The sequence below is a fragment of the Rhizorhabdus sp. P4_G6 genome, assembly GCF_056401045.1.
On record NZ_JBFUKC010000008.1, the window covers coordinates 38,298 to 55,809 of the forward strand.

Below are 17,512 nucleotides of genomic sequence, written 5' to 3' on the forward strand. Positions count from 1 at the left end.
GATGGCTGTCGATCTGAAAATGCCCGCACTTTCCCCTACGATGGAGGAGGGCACGCTTACGAAGTGGCTCGTCAAGGAAGGCGATGTCGTGAAATCGGGCGACATCCTCGCCGAGATCGAGACCGACAAGGCCACGATGGAGTTCGAGGCGGTCGACGAGGGCACAATGGCGCAGATCGTCGTGCCGGAAGGCAGCGAGGGCGTGAAGGTGGGTACGGTGATCGCCCGGATCGCCGAAGAGGGCGAGGACGCCGCGACCGCCAGGAAGGCGCCATCCCCCAAGAACGAACGCGACGGCGAGGCAGCCGGTGCGCAGCCCAAGGAACAGCCGAAGGACGGGGGCCAGCCGCAGGTGGCCGAATCCGCCACCCCGCACCAGATGGAAACCGGCGCCCGCGATCTTGTTGCCGCCGTCGCCGATACGCGCGACGATCCCGAGGTTCCGGCTGGCACCGAACTGGTCAAGATCACGCTGCGGGAGGCGCTGCGCGACGCGATGGCCGAAGAGATGCGCCGGGACGGCGACGTCTTCGTCATGGGCGAGGAAGTTGCGCAATATCAGGGCGCCTACAAGGTCACCCAGGGTCTGCTCGACGAGTTTGGCGACAGGCGCGTTATCGACACGCCGATTACCGAATATGGCTTTGCCGGCATCGGCACCGGTGCCGCGATGGGCGGGCTGAAACCAATCATCGAGTTCATGACGTTCAACTTCGCGATGCAGGCGATTGATCACATCATCAATTCGGCAGCGAAGACCAACTATATGTCGGGAGGGCAGATGCGCTGCCCGGTGGTGTTCCGTGGCCCCAATGGCGCCGCGGCCCGCGTCGGCGCGCAGCACAGCCAGAATTACGCGCCCTGGTATGCGAGCGTGCCGGGCCTGATCGTCATCGCACCCTATTCGGCAGCCGATGCCAAGGGTCTCCTGAAGGCAGCAATACGCTGCCCGGATCCGGTCGTTTTCCTCGAAAACGAGCTGCTCTATGGCCAGAGCTTCGAGATACCGAAGCTGGACGATTATGTGCTGCCGATCGGCAAGGCGCGGATCTGCCGCCCTGGCAAGGATGTGACGATCGTCAGTTATTCGATTGGGGTCGGCGTGTCGCTCGAAGCCGCCAAGCAGCTCGAAGCCGAAGGGATCGATGCCGAGGTGATAGACCTGCGCACTCTCCGCCCGCTCGACAAGGCAACCGTGCTGGCAAGCCTGAAGAAGACAAACCGGATGGTAATCGTCGAGGAAGGCTGGCCGGTCTGTTCGATCGCGTCGGAGATCATTGCGATCGCGATGGAGGAAGCGTTCGATGACCTCGATGCGCCGGTCCGCCGTGTGACCAACGAGGATGTGCCGATGCCTTATGCGGCAAATCTCGAAAAGGCGGCCTTGCTCAAGGTTTCCGATGTCGTCGCCGCAGCCAAGTCGGTGACATATCGGGATTAACCACGGTAAAGTGTGCCGCTACGGAATATTGCGGAGAGGATAGATGTCAAAATATGTTAGGGTTGGCCCGAGTCGAGGAGACTCGGGAGAGAACCATGCCGGGCAGATTGACATCTTCCACCCCGCATCATCCATCCTGGAAGTCAGGCGACGTCCTGTCGGGTCGTCTTCTCTACGTTGAGGACAACCTTCAGATCGCCGAACTGACCTGCATGATGCTCGAGGAAATTGGCCTTGAAATCACCCAGGCCTCGTCCGCCGAGGAGGCGCTGCATGTCAGCGGCGAAGGCGAGCAGCCTTTCGACATCGTCCTGACCGATGTGGTGATGCCCGGGCTCAGCGGCGTTCAGTTGGCGCGCCGGCTGAACCGACGCTGGCCCGAACTCCCGGTGGTGCTGGTCAGCGGGTTCAGCGAAGAACTCGCCGCGGGCTACGGCGCGCAATTCGAATTGCTGCGGAAGCCCTTCACGCGCACCGCTCTGATCGATTGCCTGCAGCGCCATCTGGACGGCGTCGTCTATCAGACTGCCTGATCGTCCCGTTCTCGCGGACCCTGAACGGCAGCTGGCCCTGAGCTATGCGCCACGGGCCAGTCGCGCCGCGCTGACGCTGCTGTGGCAGCTTGACGAGAAGATGGCGGCGATCGTCGCCTCTGCCCGCGAACCTATGATCGGCGCGCTGCGGCTGGTCTGGTGGCGCGATGCGCTGGCCGGACTCGATGACGCGAATTCGGTCGTGCCTGCGGAGCCACTGCTCGGCGCGATCGCGGCGACACTGCTCCCGACCGGGGTGACTGGCGCAAGGTTGAGCGCGATCGAGGAAGGCTGGTCGGCCCTGCTTGATGCGCCAGAACCCGGAGAGACCGAGCTCGAAGCGCATGCCACGGGGCGCGGCGGTCCCTTGTTCGCGCTATCCGCCGCGCTGCTGGGGGCGGCTCCCGAGGATGTCGCGCGGGCCGGCGAAGGATGGGCGCTTGCGGATCTGGGTCATCGTCTGCGCGATACGGAAGCACGCCGGTTCGCGAGGATGCGCGCGGCCGAGCGGCTCGACGGGGTGGATATCGCCCGCTGGCCGGCGATGCTCAAGCCGCTCGGCCTCCTGGTCGTGCTGGCGCGCCAAGATGCCGCCCTGCCGGCCGAACGGCTCCGGCGGCAGGGCGCACCAAATCGGTTGTTTCGGGCCCTCGCCTACCGGATGACGGGGCGCTAGGCTGTCCCCCTTCATTGGGGGGAGAAACCGGATGTGGCGATATCTGGCAGGCGCGGTGGGCGCGCTGCTGCTCGGCGGTGGCGGGCTGATCATGTGGCAGACGCTCGGTGCGAGCCCGCCCTTGGCGCCACCGCCTGCCAGGGCGGTGACAATAGCGGCGCCGGCGGCACCGATCGAACCGCCCGCGGCAACCGAGAAGACCCGCGAAGAGAAGCGCTTCCAGCGCTATGACAAGGACCGCGATCTCAAGATCACGCGCGAGGAATATCTCGCATCGAGGCGCAAGGCCTATGCCAAGCTCGACACCAATGGCGACGGCAAGCTCGGCTTCGAGGAATGGGCAATCGTCACCGCCACCAAGTTCTCCGGTGCCGACAGCGACAAGTCGGCCACGCTGACCCCTGCCGAGTTCGCCACCACCCGCGTCATCCGCAAGCCGAGCCGGCCTGCCCCCTGCATCCCCGACAGCGAGGGTTAGGATGATCACGCGATCGATGGCTACCTTCATCCCCATATTAGCGATGCTGGTCGCCCCACGCGTCATCCTCGCCGAGGGCCCGATAATGATCGAGCGCCAGGACGCCTATGTTCATCGTGGCAGCGGTTTCATCTTCCCGGCAGCGGCGGGGGATTATCAGCGCACCGGCCTGATCGAATATGACGTCGCGGCGACCGACGTCAGCGCCGGCTACCAGACCATGACGCCAGGGCGGGAAACGGTGATGACGATTTATGTCTATCCCGCACCCGAAGTGCCCGCTGAGACGCGTGCGGCGGAGATCGATGCGGTGCAGGACAAATTATGTGCGGACCATTTCGAGGACATAAAGGCCGGTATAGTCCAGTCACATCCCGGAGCGGTCCTGATCGAAGAAGGTAGGACGACCTCACCGGCTCCCGGCAGTTTTGCCCATGCCGGCCGCCGTGCCGTGTTCGGCTTCAGCAGCGCTTTTCGGGGCAAGGAACAACCGCTCAGGTCGGAGGCGGATCTTTTCTGCTATGTCGGTGGCAAGTGGCTGATTGCCTATCGCACGACCGCGCCTACTGCCGTGCGCTATGAGGCGGAACTCGCCGCCCTGATGCAAAGGCTGCGTTGGCCGTGACGCGAATTCAGCCAAGGACGCACTACTCGCGGCTCCACGCGGCGGCAGCAGGCTCAGCGTCGGCTGAGCGGTCGGCCTAGTGATGCGCCCATCGCCGGGTCGCGGTGGGCGCTTCCCGATCGCCGGCCTATTTGGTCGCGTATTGGCCGGCTTCGGCGTTGAACTGCTCGCGCGCGAAAGCGCGGGCTGCCGCCATGGTCTTGAAGGTTTCGTCCTGCATCGTCGCCGTGACGAGCGGATAGTTATACATGTTGTAGCGCGTCACGCGCACGGTAAGGCGGAACAATCCGTTCTCGTCCTTGGTGATGAGGAACGGCTTGACGGGTATGCGGGACATAGATTTTCTCCAATCGATGGCGCGACACGCGGTCGGCAGACCGCTGCCGCGACGCCACGCATGTACGGGCTCAGGCGCGCCTAGCGTGTCGCGCCGCTCGCCTTCGCGGCTTCATTGACGGTCGCACGGGCGATCGTATCGGCAGCGCTTGCTGCCATGGCTTCCCAGCTTTCCGCCGAGCGCTCGTGCATCGCGCGGCGGTTGGGCAGGTTGGTATTCGCGGCGGCAAGGCGCTGCGCTGCCGCATTGGCACGATACAGGTCGATGTTCGTCATGATCTCCCCTTCGGGACGGTTTAGAGCGGCGCGAGCCTGGTGGTCGGAAGAAGTTCGTTCTTGCGCGCCTTGATCTGGATGAGCGCAGAAAGATTGGCCGAGATCACCGAAACAGACCCGACCGGATCGGCCTTGGCATTCTCGACGCCGAAATTCTGGAAGTCTGCGATGCTGACGGCGAATTTGCGCTCGTTGTCATCGACGAGCGCGCTAAATGCGATATTGCGTTTTTCGACCGTCGCGCTAGCGGCGTCGATTACGATTACGGCTTCGGTCATTCATATGGTCCTGTCGCAGGCACCGGGGGCATATCCTGCGGAACCTACCGCGATCTCGCCAAAGGCTTATTGGCACCTCCCCTAGCGCCTAACGCCAGAATCTCAAGCCCAGAGTCGTTCCCGACGCTAAACTGTCATGTCGAACCCTGCCGATTTGGGCCATTTGGAGCTGACAACCGCCATTGCCCGAAACAATGTACCCATCTCATCCTCGTCCGTCAGGCGACGATAAGCCGCGGCGATTTCCTCGACCCGATCCGGATGGTGCCGCCCAAGCGCCGCGGCGCGCGCGGCGATACCGAGCGTTCCCAGGAAATAGCTTTGCGAGACCGGCCCCTCGATCCGCGCGCCGGCGAGCTTGGCAGCGCGGCCCAGTGCGGTGAAATCGACATGGGCGGTGAGGTCGTTGGCGCCGGGGTTGCTGAAGACATCGGCATAGGCATGGGCGTTGAGCGCCTGCAGCGTATCGCCGGCATCGTAATTCTCATGGCCATAGTCGATCGCCAGCATCGCCCCGCCCTGGCGCACGATCCGGCCGGCGAGAATCCGTGCGATGGCGAGACCGGCCGGTGACGTCTCGTAGATGCTGCCGGCCACCGCGTCGTGGAGATGCTCGGGTACCAAATCGTCGGTCGGCTGGTCGCCTGGAACCGATTTGAATCCGTCGATGTCATATCCGACCATCCGCTCCCGCCAGCCCGTGTAGGTCTTGACGAACTGGCGATAGGGGAGCGCATCGAAAAACTCGTTCGCAATGATGATCAGCGGCGCGTCCGTCGGCAGCGTCTCGATCCCGTCATGCCAGGTGGCGTCGGGCAGGCGTTCCTTCTGGAGCTTGCGCAGCACCGGGCTGGTCTCGACGAAATGGACCTGCGGCTGCCAGCCCTGCGCCGCCATCGCCCTCATGGCGTCGGCCGCAAGGGTTCCGCGCCCCGGCCCAAGCTCGACATAATGCACGACGGGCTGGCGCGACCGGCTCCAGAGATCGGCAAACCACAGTCCGATGAGCTCACCGAACATCTGGCTGATCTCGGGGGATGTGATGAAATCGCCCCTCACCCCGAACGGATCGTGCGAAGCATAGTAGCACCCGTTCGCCGCCTCCATATAGTCGGCGACGGGGATCGGACCCTGTTCTTCGATCCTGCGGATCAGCGCTGCGGCCAGCTCCGTGGGTGTCTGCATATCTCTCGATCAACGACGTGACATTGCACCGGAGCCTAACCCTTCTTGGTTAGCAATGCATTACCCGGCTGAGACCGCCGCCCGACGCGGCCCCGTCGCGACCAGATAGAGGCCACCGATCACCATCGGCAGGGTCAGCGTCTGGCCCATCGTCAGCCCCCAGCTCAGCGTGCCGAGCTGAACGTCGGGCTCACGAAAATATTCGACGATGAAGCGGCTGAGCCCATAGCCCAGCAGGAATATACCGACGAGCCTGCCTGGCTGGTTGCGTGCATTGGTCCGCCAGAAGAAGAAGGCCAGCACCAGACCCAGCAGCAACCCTTCGAGGCCCGCCTCGTAGAGCTGACTGGGATGCCGCGCCAGGCCGTCGGGCGCGTTGGGGAAGATCACGCCCCAGGGAACATTGGTGGGACGGCCCCACAGTTCGCCGTTGACGAAGTTGGCCAGCCGGCCGAAGAAAAGCCCAAAAGGCGCGCAGCAGGCGATATAATCATGGATGCGCAGCCAGCTCAGACCGTTCTTGCGCGCCATGTAGATTATACCGGCCGACACGCCCAGCGCGCCTCCGTGGAACGACATCCCGCCCTGCCACAGCTTCAGGATGTCCAGCGGGTTGCGCAGTATATCGGGCTGGTAGAATAGCACATAGGCCAGCCTTCCGCCGACCAGGATCCCGACCGTCGCATAGAATACGAAGTCGTCGGCATGGCGCTTCGCCATCGGCGCGTTAGGCTGCGCGATCAGCTTGGTCAGATAATACCAGCCCAGCAGGATGCCCGCGATATAGGCCAGCGAATACCAGTGAATCTGGAGGAAGCCGAGATCGAGGGCGATCGGATCGAGATGCAGATCGTTGAAATGGATCGCTTGGGCCGCAATGGCCAGGACAGGCTGGAGCAAGGGCATTCCCCGGGACAGGACTGCGCCTGCCATAGCGGGACGAGGGGGCGAGCGGAAGGGCTACCCCGATCTGGTCCTCTTCGGGCTCACTCATAGTGCAGCGCGTGAATTGGGTTGGCGCGCGGCGCGGAATGCATGTGCCCGATCATGGTGATCGCGATCAGCAGCGCCGGCAGGATCACGACCAGACGGCGCGACGCCGGCGCCTTTATAGAAATGGTGCTTTGAAGGTAAATTCAGAGCCTCATCTTCAGGATCAGCCGGTTCCGTCCGCCCTGCGATCCATAGTCGACGATATCCGCCCACGCCCGCACCAGGTCTATGCCCGCCCCACCGCCGCGTTCGGGAATCGCCTCCTCGGATCGCGCATCCCGCAGGTCGAATGCCATGCCAGTGTCGCTCAAGGCGATGGAAATCACGCCGTCCTGATGCGTGAGCACAAGCTCGATCACACCCTGCTCGCCGACGCCGCCATGCTCGACCAGGTTGAACACCAGCTCTTCGACGATAATCGCGAGCCGCGCCGCCGGCTCCTCTTGAAGCCCGCAATCCTTACTGAACGCCTGCGCGCCGGAGACGGTCCGGTGAACGGCATCGACGCCATTGCAACAGATTGTTACCGACAGCGATTTCGAGTCACCCGCGCCCATCTTTGCGCTATGTCACGTCTCCAGGGCTATGGGGATGCGAGAATGATGCGCAGCGTGATTTTGGCGTTGCTGGGCGTGGCCGTCGCCACCCAGCCGGCATGGGGGGAGATCGCCCGCGTCAAGCGCAGCGTCGGCACCGCTCTGGTCGAGCGCGGCAAGGCGAAGCTCGCACCCGGGCCGGGCTTCCAGCTGCTCGCCGGCGATACGCTCGTCACCGGCAAGGACGGGCAGATGAGCCTCACCTTCATCGACGACACCCGCTTCTCGGTCGGCCCGAACAGCAGGATCTCGATCGACCAGTTCGACTATAACCGCACCACCCAGGCCGGCACCTTCGTCACCAAGGTCAATCGCGGCTCGCTGGCAGTCGTGTCGGGCCAGATCGCCCATAGCAGGCAGGACGCGATGAAGGTGCGGACACCGACCTCGCTGCTGGGTGTCCGCGGCACGCGCTTCATCGTGGAGGTGCCGAAATGACGCGGCCCGCCCTTTCGCCGCTGCTGTTCGCGAGCCTGCTCGCAGGCTGCGCGACTCCGTCGCTCACCCTGCTTCCCGGCGAGGAAGGCCGCCCCGGCGCGGTCGCGGTGATCGAGGAAAATGGCAAGCCGGCCGAGACGGTCGTCAGCGAGCTCAACAGCAGGACCAGCCTGTCGGGCAAGCCGCGCACCCGCGCGATCGACCCGTCCCGGCTGACCGCCCGCCAGCGCTCTCTGCTGTCCGATCTGCCGCCGCCACCAGTGCGCCTGACCCTTTACTTCAAGGAGGGGACGACCCAGATCACCCCGGATTCGCAGCCGGGTCTGGACTTCCTCAAGACTGAAATAGCAGAACGCCCGGGCGCCGAAGTGCAGGTCACCGGCTATACCGACACCGTCGGTAGCGACGAAGACAATGACGTGCTGTCGCAACGCCGCGCCGAGGAAGTTCTCAGTGCGCTGGCGGAACAAGGTATCGCCAAGGCCATGATGAGCGCCGTCGGCCGTGGCGAACGCGAACTGCGCGAGCCGACCGCAGACGGCGTGGCCAACCCTGCCAACCGCCGTGTGGTGGTCATCGTCCGCTAGCGATCGCGGGGTTGGGGGCCCAAGTAGCGCACCGCCATCACCGTCAGATCATCCGTCGGATCGGTGCCGTCCTCGAATCTACGCACCGCCGTGCATATCGACTCGCATATGGCGGTAGCACTGCCCTGCCCCTCGATCGCCGCCAGCAGCCGGCTATGGCCGAACAGGTCGTCGTCTGCATTCAGCGCCTCGCTCGCCCCGTCGGAGATCAGCACCAGAGTCTCTCCCGGCAGCAGTTTCATCGGCTCGTCCGGATAGGGGAATTCGACGATGCAGAAGGGTGGCCCGCCGTCGAGCTTGTGGTCTGCCACGCGGCCATCGACAGCGACATGCAAAGGGTTTTCATGGCCGGCGCTCATCAGCACCAGTTCGCCGGTGGCGAGATCGATGATACCGATCAGCATCGTCACGTTCATCGACTCGCTGTTGTCGCGCATCAGCTCCTCGTTGAGGATGAAGGCGGCTTCGGCGAGGCTCGGGACGCCGCGCAGCACCACGCTCTTCGCCAGCGCCTTGGACAAGGCCATGAACAGTGCCGCGGGCACTCCCTTGCCGGTGACGTCGCCGACCAGGAAAGCGACACGATCGGCATCGAGCCGGATGACGTCGTAGAGATCGCCGCCGATCGACTTTGCCGGTTCGAGCAATGCGTCGACATCCAGACGAGGATCGAAACTGGCGAGGTCGGAGCGAGGCGGCACCATGCCGAGCTGGATGCTCCGGGCCGCCTGCAACTCGCCTTCGATCGCCGCCGTGGCGATCCGCTCGACCGTGAGCGTATCGCGCAACCGCTCGCGCTCGCGGCGGGCTTCCACGAACAGGGCACCCGCCACCGCCGCCGCGGAGGCGCCGCCGAGCAGCAACGGCCGCAACGGATCGAACAGCAGTGACGCCAGGGTAAAGGCCAGCCAGCCTGACGCCGGAATCGTAGCCGCAAGCACCGCCGGAATCAGGAGCAGCCTCCGGCGGCGGCGCGCAACCAGCAGGATCGACAGCGCGAGCAGCAGGCCGGCAGCCCACTCCGCCGGTGGCATCCAGCGCGGCCGCTCCAGCCACCCACCCCGCAGGATCGCATCGATCGCCTGCGCCTGCACCAGCGGCCCATAGGCTTCGGCGGCCAGCGGCGTGGACACGATGTCCACGGTTCCTTCGGCCGCGAGGCCGACCACGACGATCTCTCCCGCAAAGGCATCGGCCGGAAAATCCTGCCGCAGCACATCCGCAGCCGAACTTATTCGACCCGTCGGGACGTTGCCGAAATGGAGCAGCATCCTGCCTTGGGCATCGACCGGTACATTCTGCTTGCCAAGCGTCAGCGACGCTGGCCCGGCCGTGACCACGTCCTCGCCGAGCCCGATCCGGGCCAGCTCGAGCGAGAGGCTGGGCATCGGCCGACCACCAAGGCGCATCAGCATCGGCAGTTGCCGCACCACGCCGTCGCTGTCGGGCTGGCCGTTCAGCAGGCCATGGCCGAGCGCAGCCTGCTCCAGTTCGGGAATATTTGCGATCGCCCGTGGCGCCTCGGCCAGCGCGGGCGGCAGCTTGCCGGTAATGGAGGCGTCGACGATCAACTGCGCAGGATCGCTCCCGCCGGACTGCACGCCGGCGCGTGCCAGCGCGACCGGCGCACGTCCGATCACCTGCCCCCAAAGCCGGTCCATCGGCGGCAACGCGTGGACTTCCGCCGCGGCGGATGGGCTTAGCTCCGGATAGAGCGCCGCGAAGATATCGGGACGGGCGCGATCGGGCTCGGGGAACAGCATGTCGAAGCCGATCGCCTTGGGACGGCGGGCCGCGATCTCCTCGGTAAGCCGCGCCATATGATAGCGCGGCCAAGGCCAGGGACCGACAGCGGCGATACTGTCGGCGTCGATCAGCACGACATGAACCTTGGTGCCGCTCAGGTCGCGCGGCGCGAGGCGTTGCCAAAGGTCGAACAGCGGCCGGCGCATCGCCTCACCGCCCCAGGCGCTGACGACCGCCGCCAGCACCAGCCCAGCCATGCCCGCCAGCCAGATCCGGCGGCCGGAGCTAGAGCTCCAGTTCGAGGCCGTCATAGGCGCACAGCACTTCGAGCGGCTGCTCGCGCCGGGTTAGCTCCTCGTAGCGGATGCTCTCCCGATGCATCCGCTGGATGTCGTCATCGCTGTAGATCGGCTCATGGTGGAACAGCGCCAGCCGCTTGGCGCCTGCCTCGTGGCACAGGTCGATCGCGACGATGTTCGAACTATGGCCCCAATCCTCCTTCATCGAGACCGCATCGGCGAGCGAGTACATCGTGTCGCAGATGACAAGGTCGGCGGTGCGGAAGAAGTGGGCGACATCCGCCTCGCCCTCCATGCTCTCGATCTTGTGCTCGCTGTCCGTCGAGAAGATCGCGCTTTTGCCGTCATCGTCGGTGAAGCGATAGCCGTAGCTCTTGTGCGAGTGATGCTGCTCCATCACCTCCACCTCGACACCGCCGATCCTGTACGTCTCGCCCGCCCTGAGCGTCACGAACTCAATCTTCGCGCGCAGCCAGTCGAAGGCGACCGGGAAGCTGATCTCCTCCTGCTGCCGGCGCAGCGCCTGCTCAGCATCCTCATGGCCAGAATGGACGATGATCCGCGCATTGGGATCGAACGCCGGCCCGAAGAAGGGGAAGCCGCAGATATGATCCCAATGGAGATGCGACATGAAGAAATTATAGACGCGCTCATGCCCGGCGGCGCAGCGGCCGAAGGCGCTGATGCCGAACTCGCGCACGCCAGATCCCATGTCGCAGACGATGAACGAGCCGTCGCCGGCCTCAATCTCGATGCAGGTGGTGGCGCCGCCATAGGTTGCGCCCGTGGCGAAATCGAGTTCCGTGTCGACGAAGACGCCGGCATCGCTCTCATCGACGAACGTCCGCCCCCCGGCGGCGACCAGCGCGCGCGCGATCTTGGTCCTGATCGCGCTGGCAGGCTGCGCGACGGCGATCGACCCCCGCGTTCCCCAGAACTTCACGCGCATCGACGTCTCTCCCCGCAGCCGACCATCACGCCGACACGGCGGCGGCGACCGTATCGGTCACGCCGAACAGTTTGTCGTAGCGGCTGATCGCAAGAATTTCGCGGACGATGTCGTTCGGCGCGGCGAGCAGGATCTTGACCCCGGCGCCATCGGCCTTCCGCTTGGCCAAGGTCAGCGCGCGCAGGCCGCGCGACGACATGTAGCTGATACCACTGCAGTCGATCACCAGTCTGGCTGAAGCCGCCGCCGCACGCTCAACCGCTGCTTCGAGGTCGGCGCCGAAACTTGCGGCGGTGCTTTCGTCGACCTTGCCAGCGGGCGCCGCCACGACTGATCCGGCGCGGACCTCTTCCGACCAATCCATAAGCAGCGCTCCCCTCTCGGATCATGCTAGCCACTATTTGCGCCGCAGGGAAGTTAGCCGATCAAGGCTCGATCCGGTCAAGCCAGTCCGCGATCATCTTCCGCCCCGCCGCAACAGCAGCGCGGCCAAAACGATCATGCTGCGCACGCAGTTCGGCCACGGTGAGCCCTGCTTCGGCAATATAGGACTCACCTTCCAGCCACGCCTCGAAGCGAGGATCCTCGCCCATCTCGGGATGGCACTGGAGTGCGAGCAGATTGTTACCGCGACGAAAAGCCTGATGCGGATATCTGTCCGTGGACGCGAGCAGCTCGACGCCTGGCGGGAGATCGAAAGTATCGCCATGCCAGTGCAGCACCGGCACATCCTCGATATGGCGGAGCGACGAGCCGAGCCCCGCCGGGCTGATCTTCACCGGTGCGAAGCCGACTTCCTTTACCGGACCGGGATAGACCCTCGATCCCATGGCGGCCGCGATCATCTGGCTACCCAGGCAGACGCCCAGCGTCGGCCTGTCGAGCATGATTCGCCGCGCCAGCCGCGCGATCTCGCAGGCGATCCAGGGATGCTGCGCTGTCTCATAGACGCCCATGGGGCCGCCCATCATCACGACAAGATCGGGCTCGTCGAAATCGATATGGGGGAAAGCGGGGTCGGTGACATCGACCCGGTCGATAACGAACCCAGCCTCCTCGACGGGCGCGCGGAAGCCGGCAATGCCTTCATAGGGGGTGTGGCGGATGACGAGTGCGGTCTTCATGGCAGCGAGGTTAGCGCGGCGGAACAGGATTCCAACGGCAAGGCTTCTTGGCCGGCCGAAAGGATAACTCTATCGTCTGAGTAGATATAGCGGATCGAGGCGTCAGGGCTGTTCCGGTTAATCGGAACGCGCTTTGAATGCCCACCCGCTGGCGCTCAACGCGACGGACGACACCGATCTATCCGACCCCATGAAAAGTTCGACGCATCCATAGGGTCGGCCTGCAATATTATCTGTATCAATGCTGCTTATCGGCCCTTCTCTGTCGGACAATGGCGTTGTCGCCCAGCAGGCCCAGAAATCGACAAAACCGGCCTCCTTCCATCTGGGCTCGTAAAGCCGAATGGAGGGCGGGGCGGCGCTCTGCGCCGTCTGCGACATGACGGTACCGGGATTATTAAACCAAAGATCCAACAAATCTTCAGCCTTAGAAGCGAGATATTCATTGTTATCTTGAGACAGTCTTCCATCGGGCCTGAGCTTGATCTTGGAATAACCGTAGAGATCCAGCAATGTGCGCCGGTCGCCCTTATGAGCCGCAAGGAACAGTCGATGGACATAGTCCACCGCGTTGGCGGTGAGCGCTGAATCTTGTCGCACCGGCGCGATATCGCCGAATTGCCGCCACGCCCTCCTGCCTGTCATACGGACAAGTACCGCCGGCTCCTCGGCCACGATCGCAACGGGCCGCAGGACTGCGCCACCGTGATTGTGGCACCAGCCTGTGCCCATGCGGATTTCGAAATCGCTGCTAGCGGGGTCTCCTCTTGACCAATCTAAACCGCAATCGTGCAGCCGTCCGATCAGGGTTACTCGATGCGGAGCCGTGCGGCCCCAGTTCCATGTGCCGCTTTCAGGTCGATGCCCGTCTTCATCGTCGGGATCCGGAAATGGCCGAAGTCCGATACGGCCCAACTTTGACTGCTTGGGCCTATGATCTTCCCACGCTTCAGTGTCCCGGTAGATGTCACCCAGACTGCCGTACAAGGCTCTGCCATCGGAGATTCCGTTGATCTGGACACAAGCCTGCTCGAGCTTTCCGATTCGTAGCGAGGCCTCAGCAACCGTTATAGGCCGTGCGTTATTGGCATTGCACTCTTTGTCCGAGCCTTGGCTCTCGGCATGGGACGCGGTGGGCAGCGAACAGAAAAGCAGGATCAGGACGGCAAGAACAAACGTGGCGCGGCCACTACGAAATGTGAGATGAGGGGTGCGCATCACGGGTTGCGGTTCCACAATCGCCACCGGCGATACTCCGACCCATCTCATGGGATCTTCCTTTGAAAAAGCGACTGCTGACGATTCAAATTTTCCTGAATTGCATGCGCCTCATCACCATCATCTAAGATTGTCCCGGAAGGATACATGAACTGGAGCCTGCCGTTATCCAGCTGGCGCCAACCTATGCGCCCCTCCGATACTGTAGCCATCGGCACCGGCTCTGGTTCGCGAAGCGATCCTATATCTCCATAAAGCTCGCGCGAAGGCTCCCATTTGTCGATCATCCCGTCACTGGCGCCATCTATGTGCCCATGACCAAATGCCACCGTTCCCGGCAACCTGACAAACCGAAGCGTATCCGCATCTCCGACCGATTTCGCTTTCGCACCGAGAGCCGGCACGGAATAATATATCTCACCCTTTGAGTTGGTTAGTGGAAGATTTCTTTCGGCGGCCGGCCTGTTGTCCGGTTTTCCGCTAAAATCCAATGGCAAGCGAATTATGCGCGTAGCCCTCTCCGGCCCTCCATCCGTAACGGCAACCTGCCCTATATCTGCTTTCAGCGCGGTAATCATGTCGGCATTAGGTATAGCTGTTTTGCCGTTCGAAAGCGCAGGATCATAGCTATTCGCGCTGATCACGTCATAGTCGATCCCGCCGATCGTCTTGCGGGTGGTCGCCACACGCCCCTTGGTATCATCCCCCGCCGATCTGCGGGCGCCCGTGGCAACAATCTCTTCCGTCGGTGGCGCCGACCGCCCGTCAAGCCTGCGGTCGAGTTCATCCCAATCATGGATGCCCGCTAGGGCGCGCTTCTGATCAGCGCCTCCATCGTTCACTTGCCCTAGATCCAGATAGATGACGTTACCCTGCTCATCGACCCTGAAAGGTCGAGGCATTTTGCCATCGGCGCCGGCAACGACACGATGCCTGCATATCGATCAAAGGCCATTTGATTCTCCATGTCGCCAGTGGGAACACAGAGTGAACAAATGCCGTCCTACATTGCAAGCGGCATTTTCCGCGGCTTGCAATGATCTAATCCAAACGGCCTGATTTTCTGGACCGACGCCTCTCAATCCCCCGTCAAAATCCGGTCGACCAGCTGCTTCACCGTCGGCACGAACCCGTTCGAATAAAAGGGGTCCTGCTTGAATTTATAGGCGGCGTGGCCAGCGAACATCAGGTTCTCGTCGATCGGGCCGCCGTGAGCGATATCCTGCAGGGTCTTCTGGATACAGAAGCTGCGCGGATCGGCGAGCCGACCGGTCGAGTTGCCCTCGGTATCGGCCCAGGCGGAGAAGCCGCACTGGCTGAGGCAGCCCATGCAATCGGCCTGATCCTTGCGGATCATCTTCATTTCCTCGGGAGTGACGAACACCAGGGTATTATCCGGCGTCTTGAGCGCGCTGGTATAGCCGAGGCCATACCATTCGCGAGCCCGTCCGAGATCGCCCAGCGTTACCCAGAAGCTCTTGCCCTTGACGCCGACATCGAGCTGGAACTGATGATCGCCGGCCGCTTCCATCGAAAAGGCGATCTGTCGCTCGGAGCGCGCTTCCAGATTGCGCAGGAAGGGGTTGCGCACGGCCGACGAGTAGAAGCCAGTCGGCGAGAAGCGATGCAGCAGCACATCGCCCGGCTGAATCCTGGTCAGGTGATCCTTCCACCCCTGCGGGATCGGGCTTTCCTGGGTAAGCAGGGGACGCGTGCCGAACTGAAACGCGATCTGGCCGAGCTCAGGATTGTCGATCCACTCGTTCCAGTCGCGCAGATACCAGACGCCGCCGGCCATGATGATCGGCACATCGTCGGAAATGCCACCGCTGCGCATCGTCTCGCGCAGTGCCTTGACGCGCGGATAGGGATCCTGCGGCACCTTGGGGTCTTCGGCGTTGGACAGGCCGTTGTGGCCGCCCGCCAGCCAGGGATCCTCATATACGACGCCGGCCAACCATTCGGCAGCCTTGGAATAGGCACGCTTCCACAGCGCGCTGAAGGCCCGGCCCGACGATACGATCGGCAGATAATTGACGCCATAGGACGCCGCGATCTCGCTGAGCTTGTACGGCATGCCTGCGCCGCAGGTGACGCCGGCCACCATGCCGCGGGTTCTTTCCAACACGCCGTGCAGGATGCGCTGGGCGCCGCCCATTTCCCACAACACGTTGATGTTGATCGCGCCTTTGCCGCCGGCAATCTCGAAGGCACGACGGACCTGCTCTACCGCGCCGTCGATGGCATAGGCGATCAATTCCTCGTGGCGCTCGCGCCGGGTCAGCGCCTTGTAGACCTGGGGAATGATCTTGCCTTCGGGATCATAGCTGTCGGCATTGACCGCAGACACGGTGCCGATGCCGCCCGCCGCAGCCCAGGCACCGGAACTCGCATGGTTGGTCGCCGAAACACCCTTGCCGCCCTCGATCAGGGGCCAGACTTCGCGCCCACCATAAAGGATCGGCCGCAGACCTTTGAACAACGAGACCTCCAATACCGCGCAACCTTAGCTTCGGAATCCGCGCCCTATAGAGCCAAGGATCATTAAATGCGCGAAAAATCGCCGGGTGGGAAACGATAGGGGCGCTGTTACCGTCTCACGCGACCGCCATCGCTGCCCAGTATAGATCATAATAGCTCGACAGCATCGCGTCTTCCGAAAAATCCCGGAGCGCGACAGCACGATTCGCGGCTCCGATCGAGCGGCGCAGCGCAGGGTCCGACGCCAGCCTTCGCAGCGCAGCCGCCATTCCGGCCTCCTCGCATGCCGGCAGGATGAAGGGACGATTCTCGGGCGCGACCATCGCGGCGATGTCACCCACGTCGGTCATCACGCCGGGCAGTCCACAGGCCATCGCCTCCACCAGCGAGATGGGGAACTGCTCGCTGTCCGACGACAGCGCGAAGATATCGAAGGCCGCCATCATGCGCACCGGATCGCGCACGAAGCCGGGCAGAATGACCCGCCCCGCCACACCCAGCCGCTCGGCCTCGGCGATGATCGTGCTGCGGTCGGGTCCTTCCCCGAGGATCACCAGCCGGGCGTCGACAGGCGCGCCTTCAGCGAACACCCTGACCAGGCGAGAGAGATTCTTGACCGGCCGCAAACCGGTGACGGTGCCGACGATCAATCCGCCGCCCGGTTCGACGCCGGGAATCGGCAGAGGCTGCGCCATCTCGGCCAGCCCGGGAAGCCGGATGCCGTTGGGAATGCGCTGGACCCGACTCGAGGGTTGCTTCCAGACGTCCCGCGCGATCGCCTCGAGCCGTTGCGACGGCACCACCAGCCGTTCGGCTGCCGGCAGCGTCAACCGGCGGAACCAGACCCGCGCCGGCTTCTGCCGGTCCGCCTCATCCTCGTTGAAGCCATCCTCATGATGGATCAACGGCGGCAAACGGCGCACGGCGCCGAACAGTCGGCGCGCGCCGACGACGTCCATGCCGCCCCAATTATAGCTCAGCACGAGATCGAACCCACCCATATAGTCGGCAAGGCAGGCATAGCGGGCAAGACCAGGCTTGCCATGCAGCGGCGGCGCCTCCGTTCCGGGGAACGAAACCTTGATTCCAGGATCGATCGCTTCACGCGCGCCCAGCGCATCGGGCACCGCGCTCAGCACCACATGCTCCGCCTCCGCTCCGAAGCCGTTCATCAGCCGCACCGCGCGCGCCTCCTTGCCACCGAGCATGAAGGTCGAATGGCAGTGGAGAATCCTGGCTACGCGGGACATCCC

General features: G+C 63.6%; 21 protein-coding genes. 7 read left to right on the top strand and 14 right to left on the bottom strand.

What is annotated here, in order from left to right; translation table 11 throughout:
* Nucleotide 1: 1 nt before the first annotated feature.
* From AC1DPF_RS10405 to AC1DPF_RS10425, 5 genes are all read left to right on the top strand, one after another.
* The gene (locus AC1DPF_RS10405) at nt 2-1,441 is read left to right on the top strand and encodes a pyruvate dehydrogenase complex E1 component subunit beta (protein WP_477867443.1); all 1,440 of its coding nucleotides are present in this window, start codon (nt 2-4) and stop codon (nt 1,439-1,441) included.
* Between the two features lie 95 nt (nt 1,442-1,536).
* The gene (locus AC1DPF_RS10410) at nt 1,537-1,974 is read left to right on the top strand and encodes a response regulator (protein ID WP_477961133.1); all 438 of its coding nucleotides are present in this window, start codon (nt 1,537-1,539) and stop codon (nt 1,972-1,974) included.
* Complete coding sequence (locus AC1DPF_RS10415; protein ID WP_477961235.1) at nt 1,967-2,650, top strand: squalene/phytoene synthase family protein; 684 nt, start codon at nt 1,967-1,969, stop codon at nt 2,648-2,650. Before AC1DPF_RS10410 ends, AC1DPF_RS10415 begins: the two co-directional genes overlap by 8 nt.
* 31 nt (nt 2,651-2,681) lie before the next feature.
* Entirely contained in the window at nt 2,682-3,128 is a 447-nt protein-coding gene (locus AC1DPF_RS10420) for an EF-hand domain-containing protein (protein ID WP_477867447.1), read from the top strand.
* A gap of 16 nt (nt 3,129-3,144) precedes the next feature.
* Complete coding sequence (locus AC1DPF_RS10425) at nt 3,145-3,753, top strand: hypothetical protein (RefSeq protein WP_477961135.1); 609 nt, start codon at nt 3,145-3,147, stop codon at nt 3,751-3,753.
* A gap of 127 nt (nt 3,754-3,880) precedes the next feature.
* Here the strand turns inward: AC1DPF_RS10425 and AC1DPF_RS10430 are convergent, their stop codons facing one another.
* The 6 genes from AC1DPF_RS10430 to AC1DPF_RS10455 all read right to left on the bottom strand — a co-directional run bounded on the left by AC1DPF_RS10430 (nt 3,881) and on the right by AC1DPF_RS10455 (nt 7,378).
* Nucleotides 3,881-4,090: a hypothetical protein gene (locus tag AC1DPF_RS10430; protein WP_477867451.1), complete on the bottom strand. Its 210-nt coding sequence runs from the start codon at nt 4,088-4,090 to the stop codon at nt 3,881-3,883.
* A gap of 80 nt (nt 4,091-4,170) precedes the next feature.
* Nucleotides 4,171-4,365 (bottom strand): hypothetical protein, encoded by a 195-nt coding sequence (locus AC1DPF_RS10435; protein WP_340315319.1) that lies wholly within the window; start codon nt 4,363-4,365, stop codon nt 4,171-4,173.
* Nucleotides 4,366-4,385: 20 nt separating this feature from the next.
* Nucleotides 4,386-4,643: a hypothetical protein gene (locus AC1DPF_RS10440; protein ID WP_340315320.1), complete on the bottom strand. Its 258-nt coding sequence runs from the start codon at nt 4,641-4,643 to the stop codon at nt 4,386-4,388.
* Nucleotides 4,644-4,769: 126 nt separating this feature from the next.
* Nucleotides 4,770-5,828 carry a class I SAM-dependent methyltransferase gene (locus AC1DPF_RS10445; RefSeq protein ID WP_477867453.1) on the bottom strand — a complete coding sequence of 353 codons (1,059 nt, stop codon included), beginning with the start codon at nt 5,826-5,828 and terminating at the stop codon, nt 4,770-4,772.
* A gap of 60 nt (nt 5,829-5,888) precedes the next feature.
* Complete coding sequence (lgt, locus tag AC1DPF_RS10450) at nt 5,889-6,728, bottom strand: prolipoprotein diacylglyceryl transferase (RefSeq protein WP_477961237.1); 840 nt, start codon at nt 6,726-6,728, stop codon at nt 5,889-5,891.
* A 236-nt stretch (nt 6,729-6,964) separates the two neighbouring features.
* Nucleotides 6,965-7,378, bottom strand: coding sequence for an ATP-binding protein (locus AC1DPF_RS10455; protein ID WP_477961137.1), 414 nt, complete (start codon nt 7,376-7,378; stop codon nt 6,965-6,967).
* Nucleotides 7,379-7,420: 42 nt separating this feature from the next.
* Here AC1DPF_RS10455 and AC1DPF_RS10460 point away from each other — a divergent pair, with 42 nt between their 5' ends.
* A complete protein-coding gene (locus AC1DPF_RS10460) occupies nt 7,421-7,855 on the top strand; it encodes a FecR family protein (RefSeq protein ID WP_477867459.1) in 435 nt (144 codons plus the stop codon).
* Nucleotides 7,852-8,442: an OmpA family protein gene (locus AC1DPF_RS10465; protein ID WP_477961139.1), complete on the top strand. Its 591-nt coding sequence runs from the start codon at nt 7,852-7,854 to the stop codon at nt 8,440-8,442. The genes AC1DPF_RS10460 and AC1DPF_RS10465 overlap by 4 nt, the downstream gene beginning before the upstream one ends.
* Here the strand turns inward: AC1DPF_RS10465 and AC1DPF_RS10470 are convergent.
* From AC1DPF_RS10470 to AC1DPF_RS10505, 8 genes are all read right to left on the bottom strand, one after another.
* Complete coding sequence (locus AC1DPF_RS10470) at nt 8,439-10,499, bottom strand: CHASE2 domain-containing protein (protein WP_477961141.1); 2,061 nt, start codon at nt 10,497-10,499, stop codon at nt 8,439-8,441. The two genes, AC1DPF_RS10465 and AC1DPF_RS10470, sit on opposite strands and share 4 nt — an antisense overlap.
* Nucleotides 10,474-11,436 carry an MBL fold metallo-hydrolase gene (locus tag AC1DPF_RS10475; protein WP_477961143.1) on the bottom strand — a complete coding sequence of 321 codons (963 nt, stop codon included), beginning with the start codon at nt 11,434-11,436 and terminating at the stop codon, nt 10,474-10,476. Before AC1DPF_RS10475 ends, AC1DPF_RS10470 begins: the two co-directional genes overlap by 26 nt.
* Nucleotides 11,437-11,461: 25 nt before the next feature.
* Complete coding sequence (locus tag AC1DPF_RS10480) at nt 11,462-11,764, bottom strand: STAS domain-containing protein (protein ID WP_477961145.1); 303 nt, start codon at nt 11,762-11,764, stop codon at nt 11,462-11,464.
* A 97-nt stretch (nt 11,765-11,861) separates the two neighbouring features.
* A complete protein-coding gene (locus AC1DPF_RS10485) occupies nt 11,862-12,560 on the bottom strand; it encodes a glutamine amidotransferase (RefSeq protein WP_477961147.1) in 699 nt (232 codons plus the stop codon).
* 117 nt (nt 12,561-12,677) lie between these two features.
* A complete protein-coding gene (locus tag AC1DPF_RS10490; protein ID WP_477961149.1) occupies nt 12,678-13,805 on the bottom strand; it encodes a hypothetical protein in 1,128 nt (375 codons plus the stop codon).
* 20 nt (nt 13,806-13,825) lie between these two features.
* Nucleotides 13,826-14,680 (bottom strand): hypothetical protein, encoded by an 855-nt coding sequence (locus AC1DPF_RS10495; protein WP_477961151.1) that lies wholly within the window; start codon nt 14,678-14,680, stop codon nt 13,826-13,828.
* A 176-nt stretch (nt 14,681-14,856) separates the two neighbouring features.
* The gene (locus AC1DPF_RS10500; protein ID WP_477961153.1) at nt 14,857-16,260 is read right to left on the bottom strand and encodes an NAD(P)H-dependent flavin oxidoreductase; all 1,404 of its coding nucleotides are present in this window, start codon (nt 16,258-16,260) and stop codon (nt 14,857-14,859) included.
* Between the two features lie 115 nt (nt 16,261-16,375).
* Nucleotides 16,376-17,509: a glycosyltransferase gene (locus AC1DPF_RS10505; protein ID WP_477961155.1), complete on the bottom strand. Its 1,134-nt coding sequence runs from the start codon at nt 17,507-17,509 to the stop codon at nt 16,376-16,378.
* Nucleotides 17,510-17,512 lie beyond the last annotated feature (3 nt).

Bases quoted from the DNA above. Each gene is read 5' to 3' on its own strand.
- AC1DPF_RS10405 (WP_477867443.1), top strand. From the start codon at position 2: ATGGCTGTCGATCTGAAAATGCCCGCACTTTCCCCTACGATGGAGGAG.
- AC1DPF_RS10410 (WP_477961133.1), top strand. From the start codon at position 1,537: ATGCCGGGCAGATTGACATCTTCCACCCCGCATCATCCATCCTGGAAG.
- AC1DPF_RS10420 (WP_477867447.1), top strand. From the start codon at position 2,682: ATGTGGCGATATCTGGCAGGCGCGGTGGGCGCGCTGCTGCTCGGCGGT.
- AC1DPF_RS10425 (WP_477961135.1), top strand. From the start codon at position 3,145: ATGGCTACCTTCATCCCCATATTAGCGATGCTGGTCGCCCCACGCGTC.
- AC1DPF_RS10430 (WP_477867451.1), bottom strand. From the start codon at position 4,090: ATGTCCCGCATACCCGTCAAGCCGTTCCTCATCACCAAGGACGAGAAC.
- AC1DPF_RS10435 (WP_340315319.1), bottom strand. From the start codon at position 4,365: ATGACGAACATCGACCTGTATCGTGCCAATGCGGCAGCGCAGCGCCTT.
- AC1DPF_RS10440 (WP_340315320.1), bottom strand. From the start codon at position 4,643: ATGACCGAAGCCGTAATCGTAATCGACGCCGCTAGCGCGACGGTCGAA.
- AC1DPF_RS10445 (WP_477867453.1), bottom strand. From the start codon at position 5,828: ATGCAGACACCCACGGAGCTGGCCGCAGCGCTGATCCGCAGGATCGAA.
- AC1DPF_RS10455 (WP_477961137.1), bottom strand. From the start codon at position 7,378: ATGGGCGCGGGTGACTCGAAATCGCTGTCGGTAACAATCTGTTGCAAT.
- AC1DPF_RS10460 (WP_477867459.1), top strand. From the start codon at position 7,421: ATGATGCGCAGCGTGATTTTGGCGTTGCTGGGCGTGGCCGTCGCCACC.
- AC1DPF_RS10465 (WP_477961139.1), top strand. From the start codon at position 7,852: ATGACGCGGCCCGCCCTTTCGCCGCTGCTGTTCGCGAGCCTGCTCGCA.
- AC1DPF_RS10470 (WP_477961141.1), bottom strand. From the start codon at position 10,499: ATGACGGCCTCGAACTGGAGCTCTAGCTCCGGCCGCCGGATCTGGCTG.
- AC1DPF_RS10475 (WP_477961143.1), bottom strand. From the start codon at position 11,436: ATGCGCGTGAAGTTCTGGGGAACGCGGGGGTCGATCGCCGTCGCGCAG.
- AC1DPF_RS10485 (WP_477961147.1), bottom strand. From the start codon at position 12,560: ATGAAGACCGCACTCGTCATCCGCCACACCCCCTATGAAGGCATTGCC.
- AC1DPF_RS10495 (WP_477961151.1), bottom strand. From the start codon at position 14,680: ATGCCTCGACCTTTCAGGGTCGATGAGCAGGGTAACGTCATCTATCTG.
- AC1DPF_RS10505 (WP_477961155.1), bottom strand. From the start codon at position 17,509: ATGTCCCGCGTAGCCAGGATTCTCCACTGCCATTCGACCTTCATGCTC.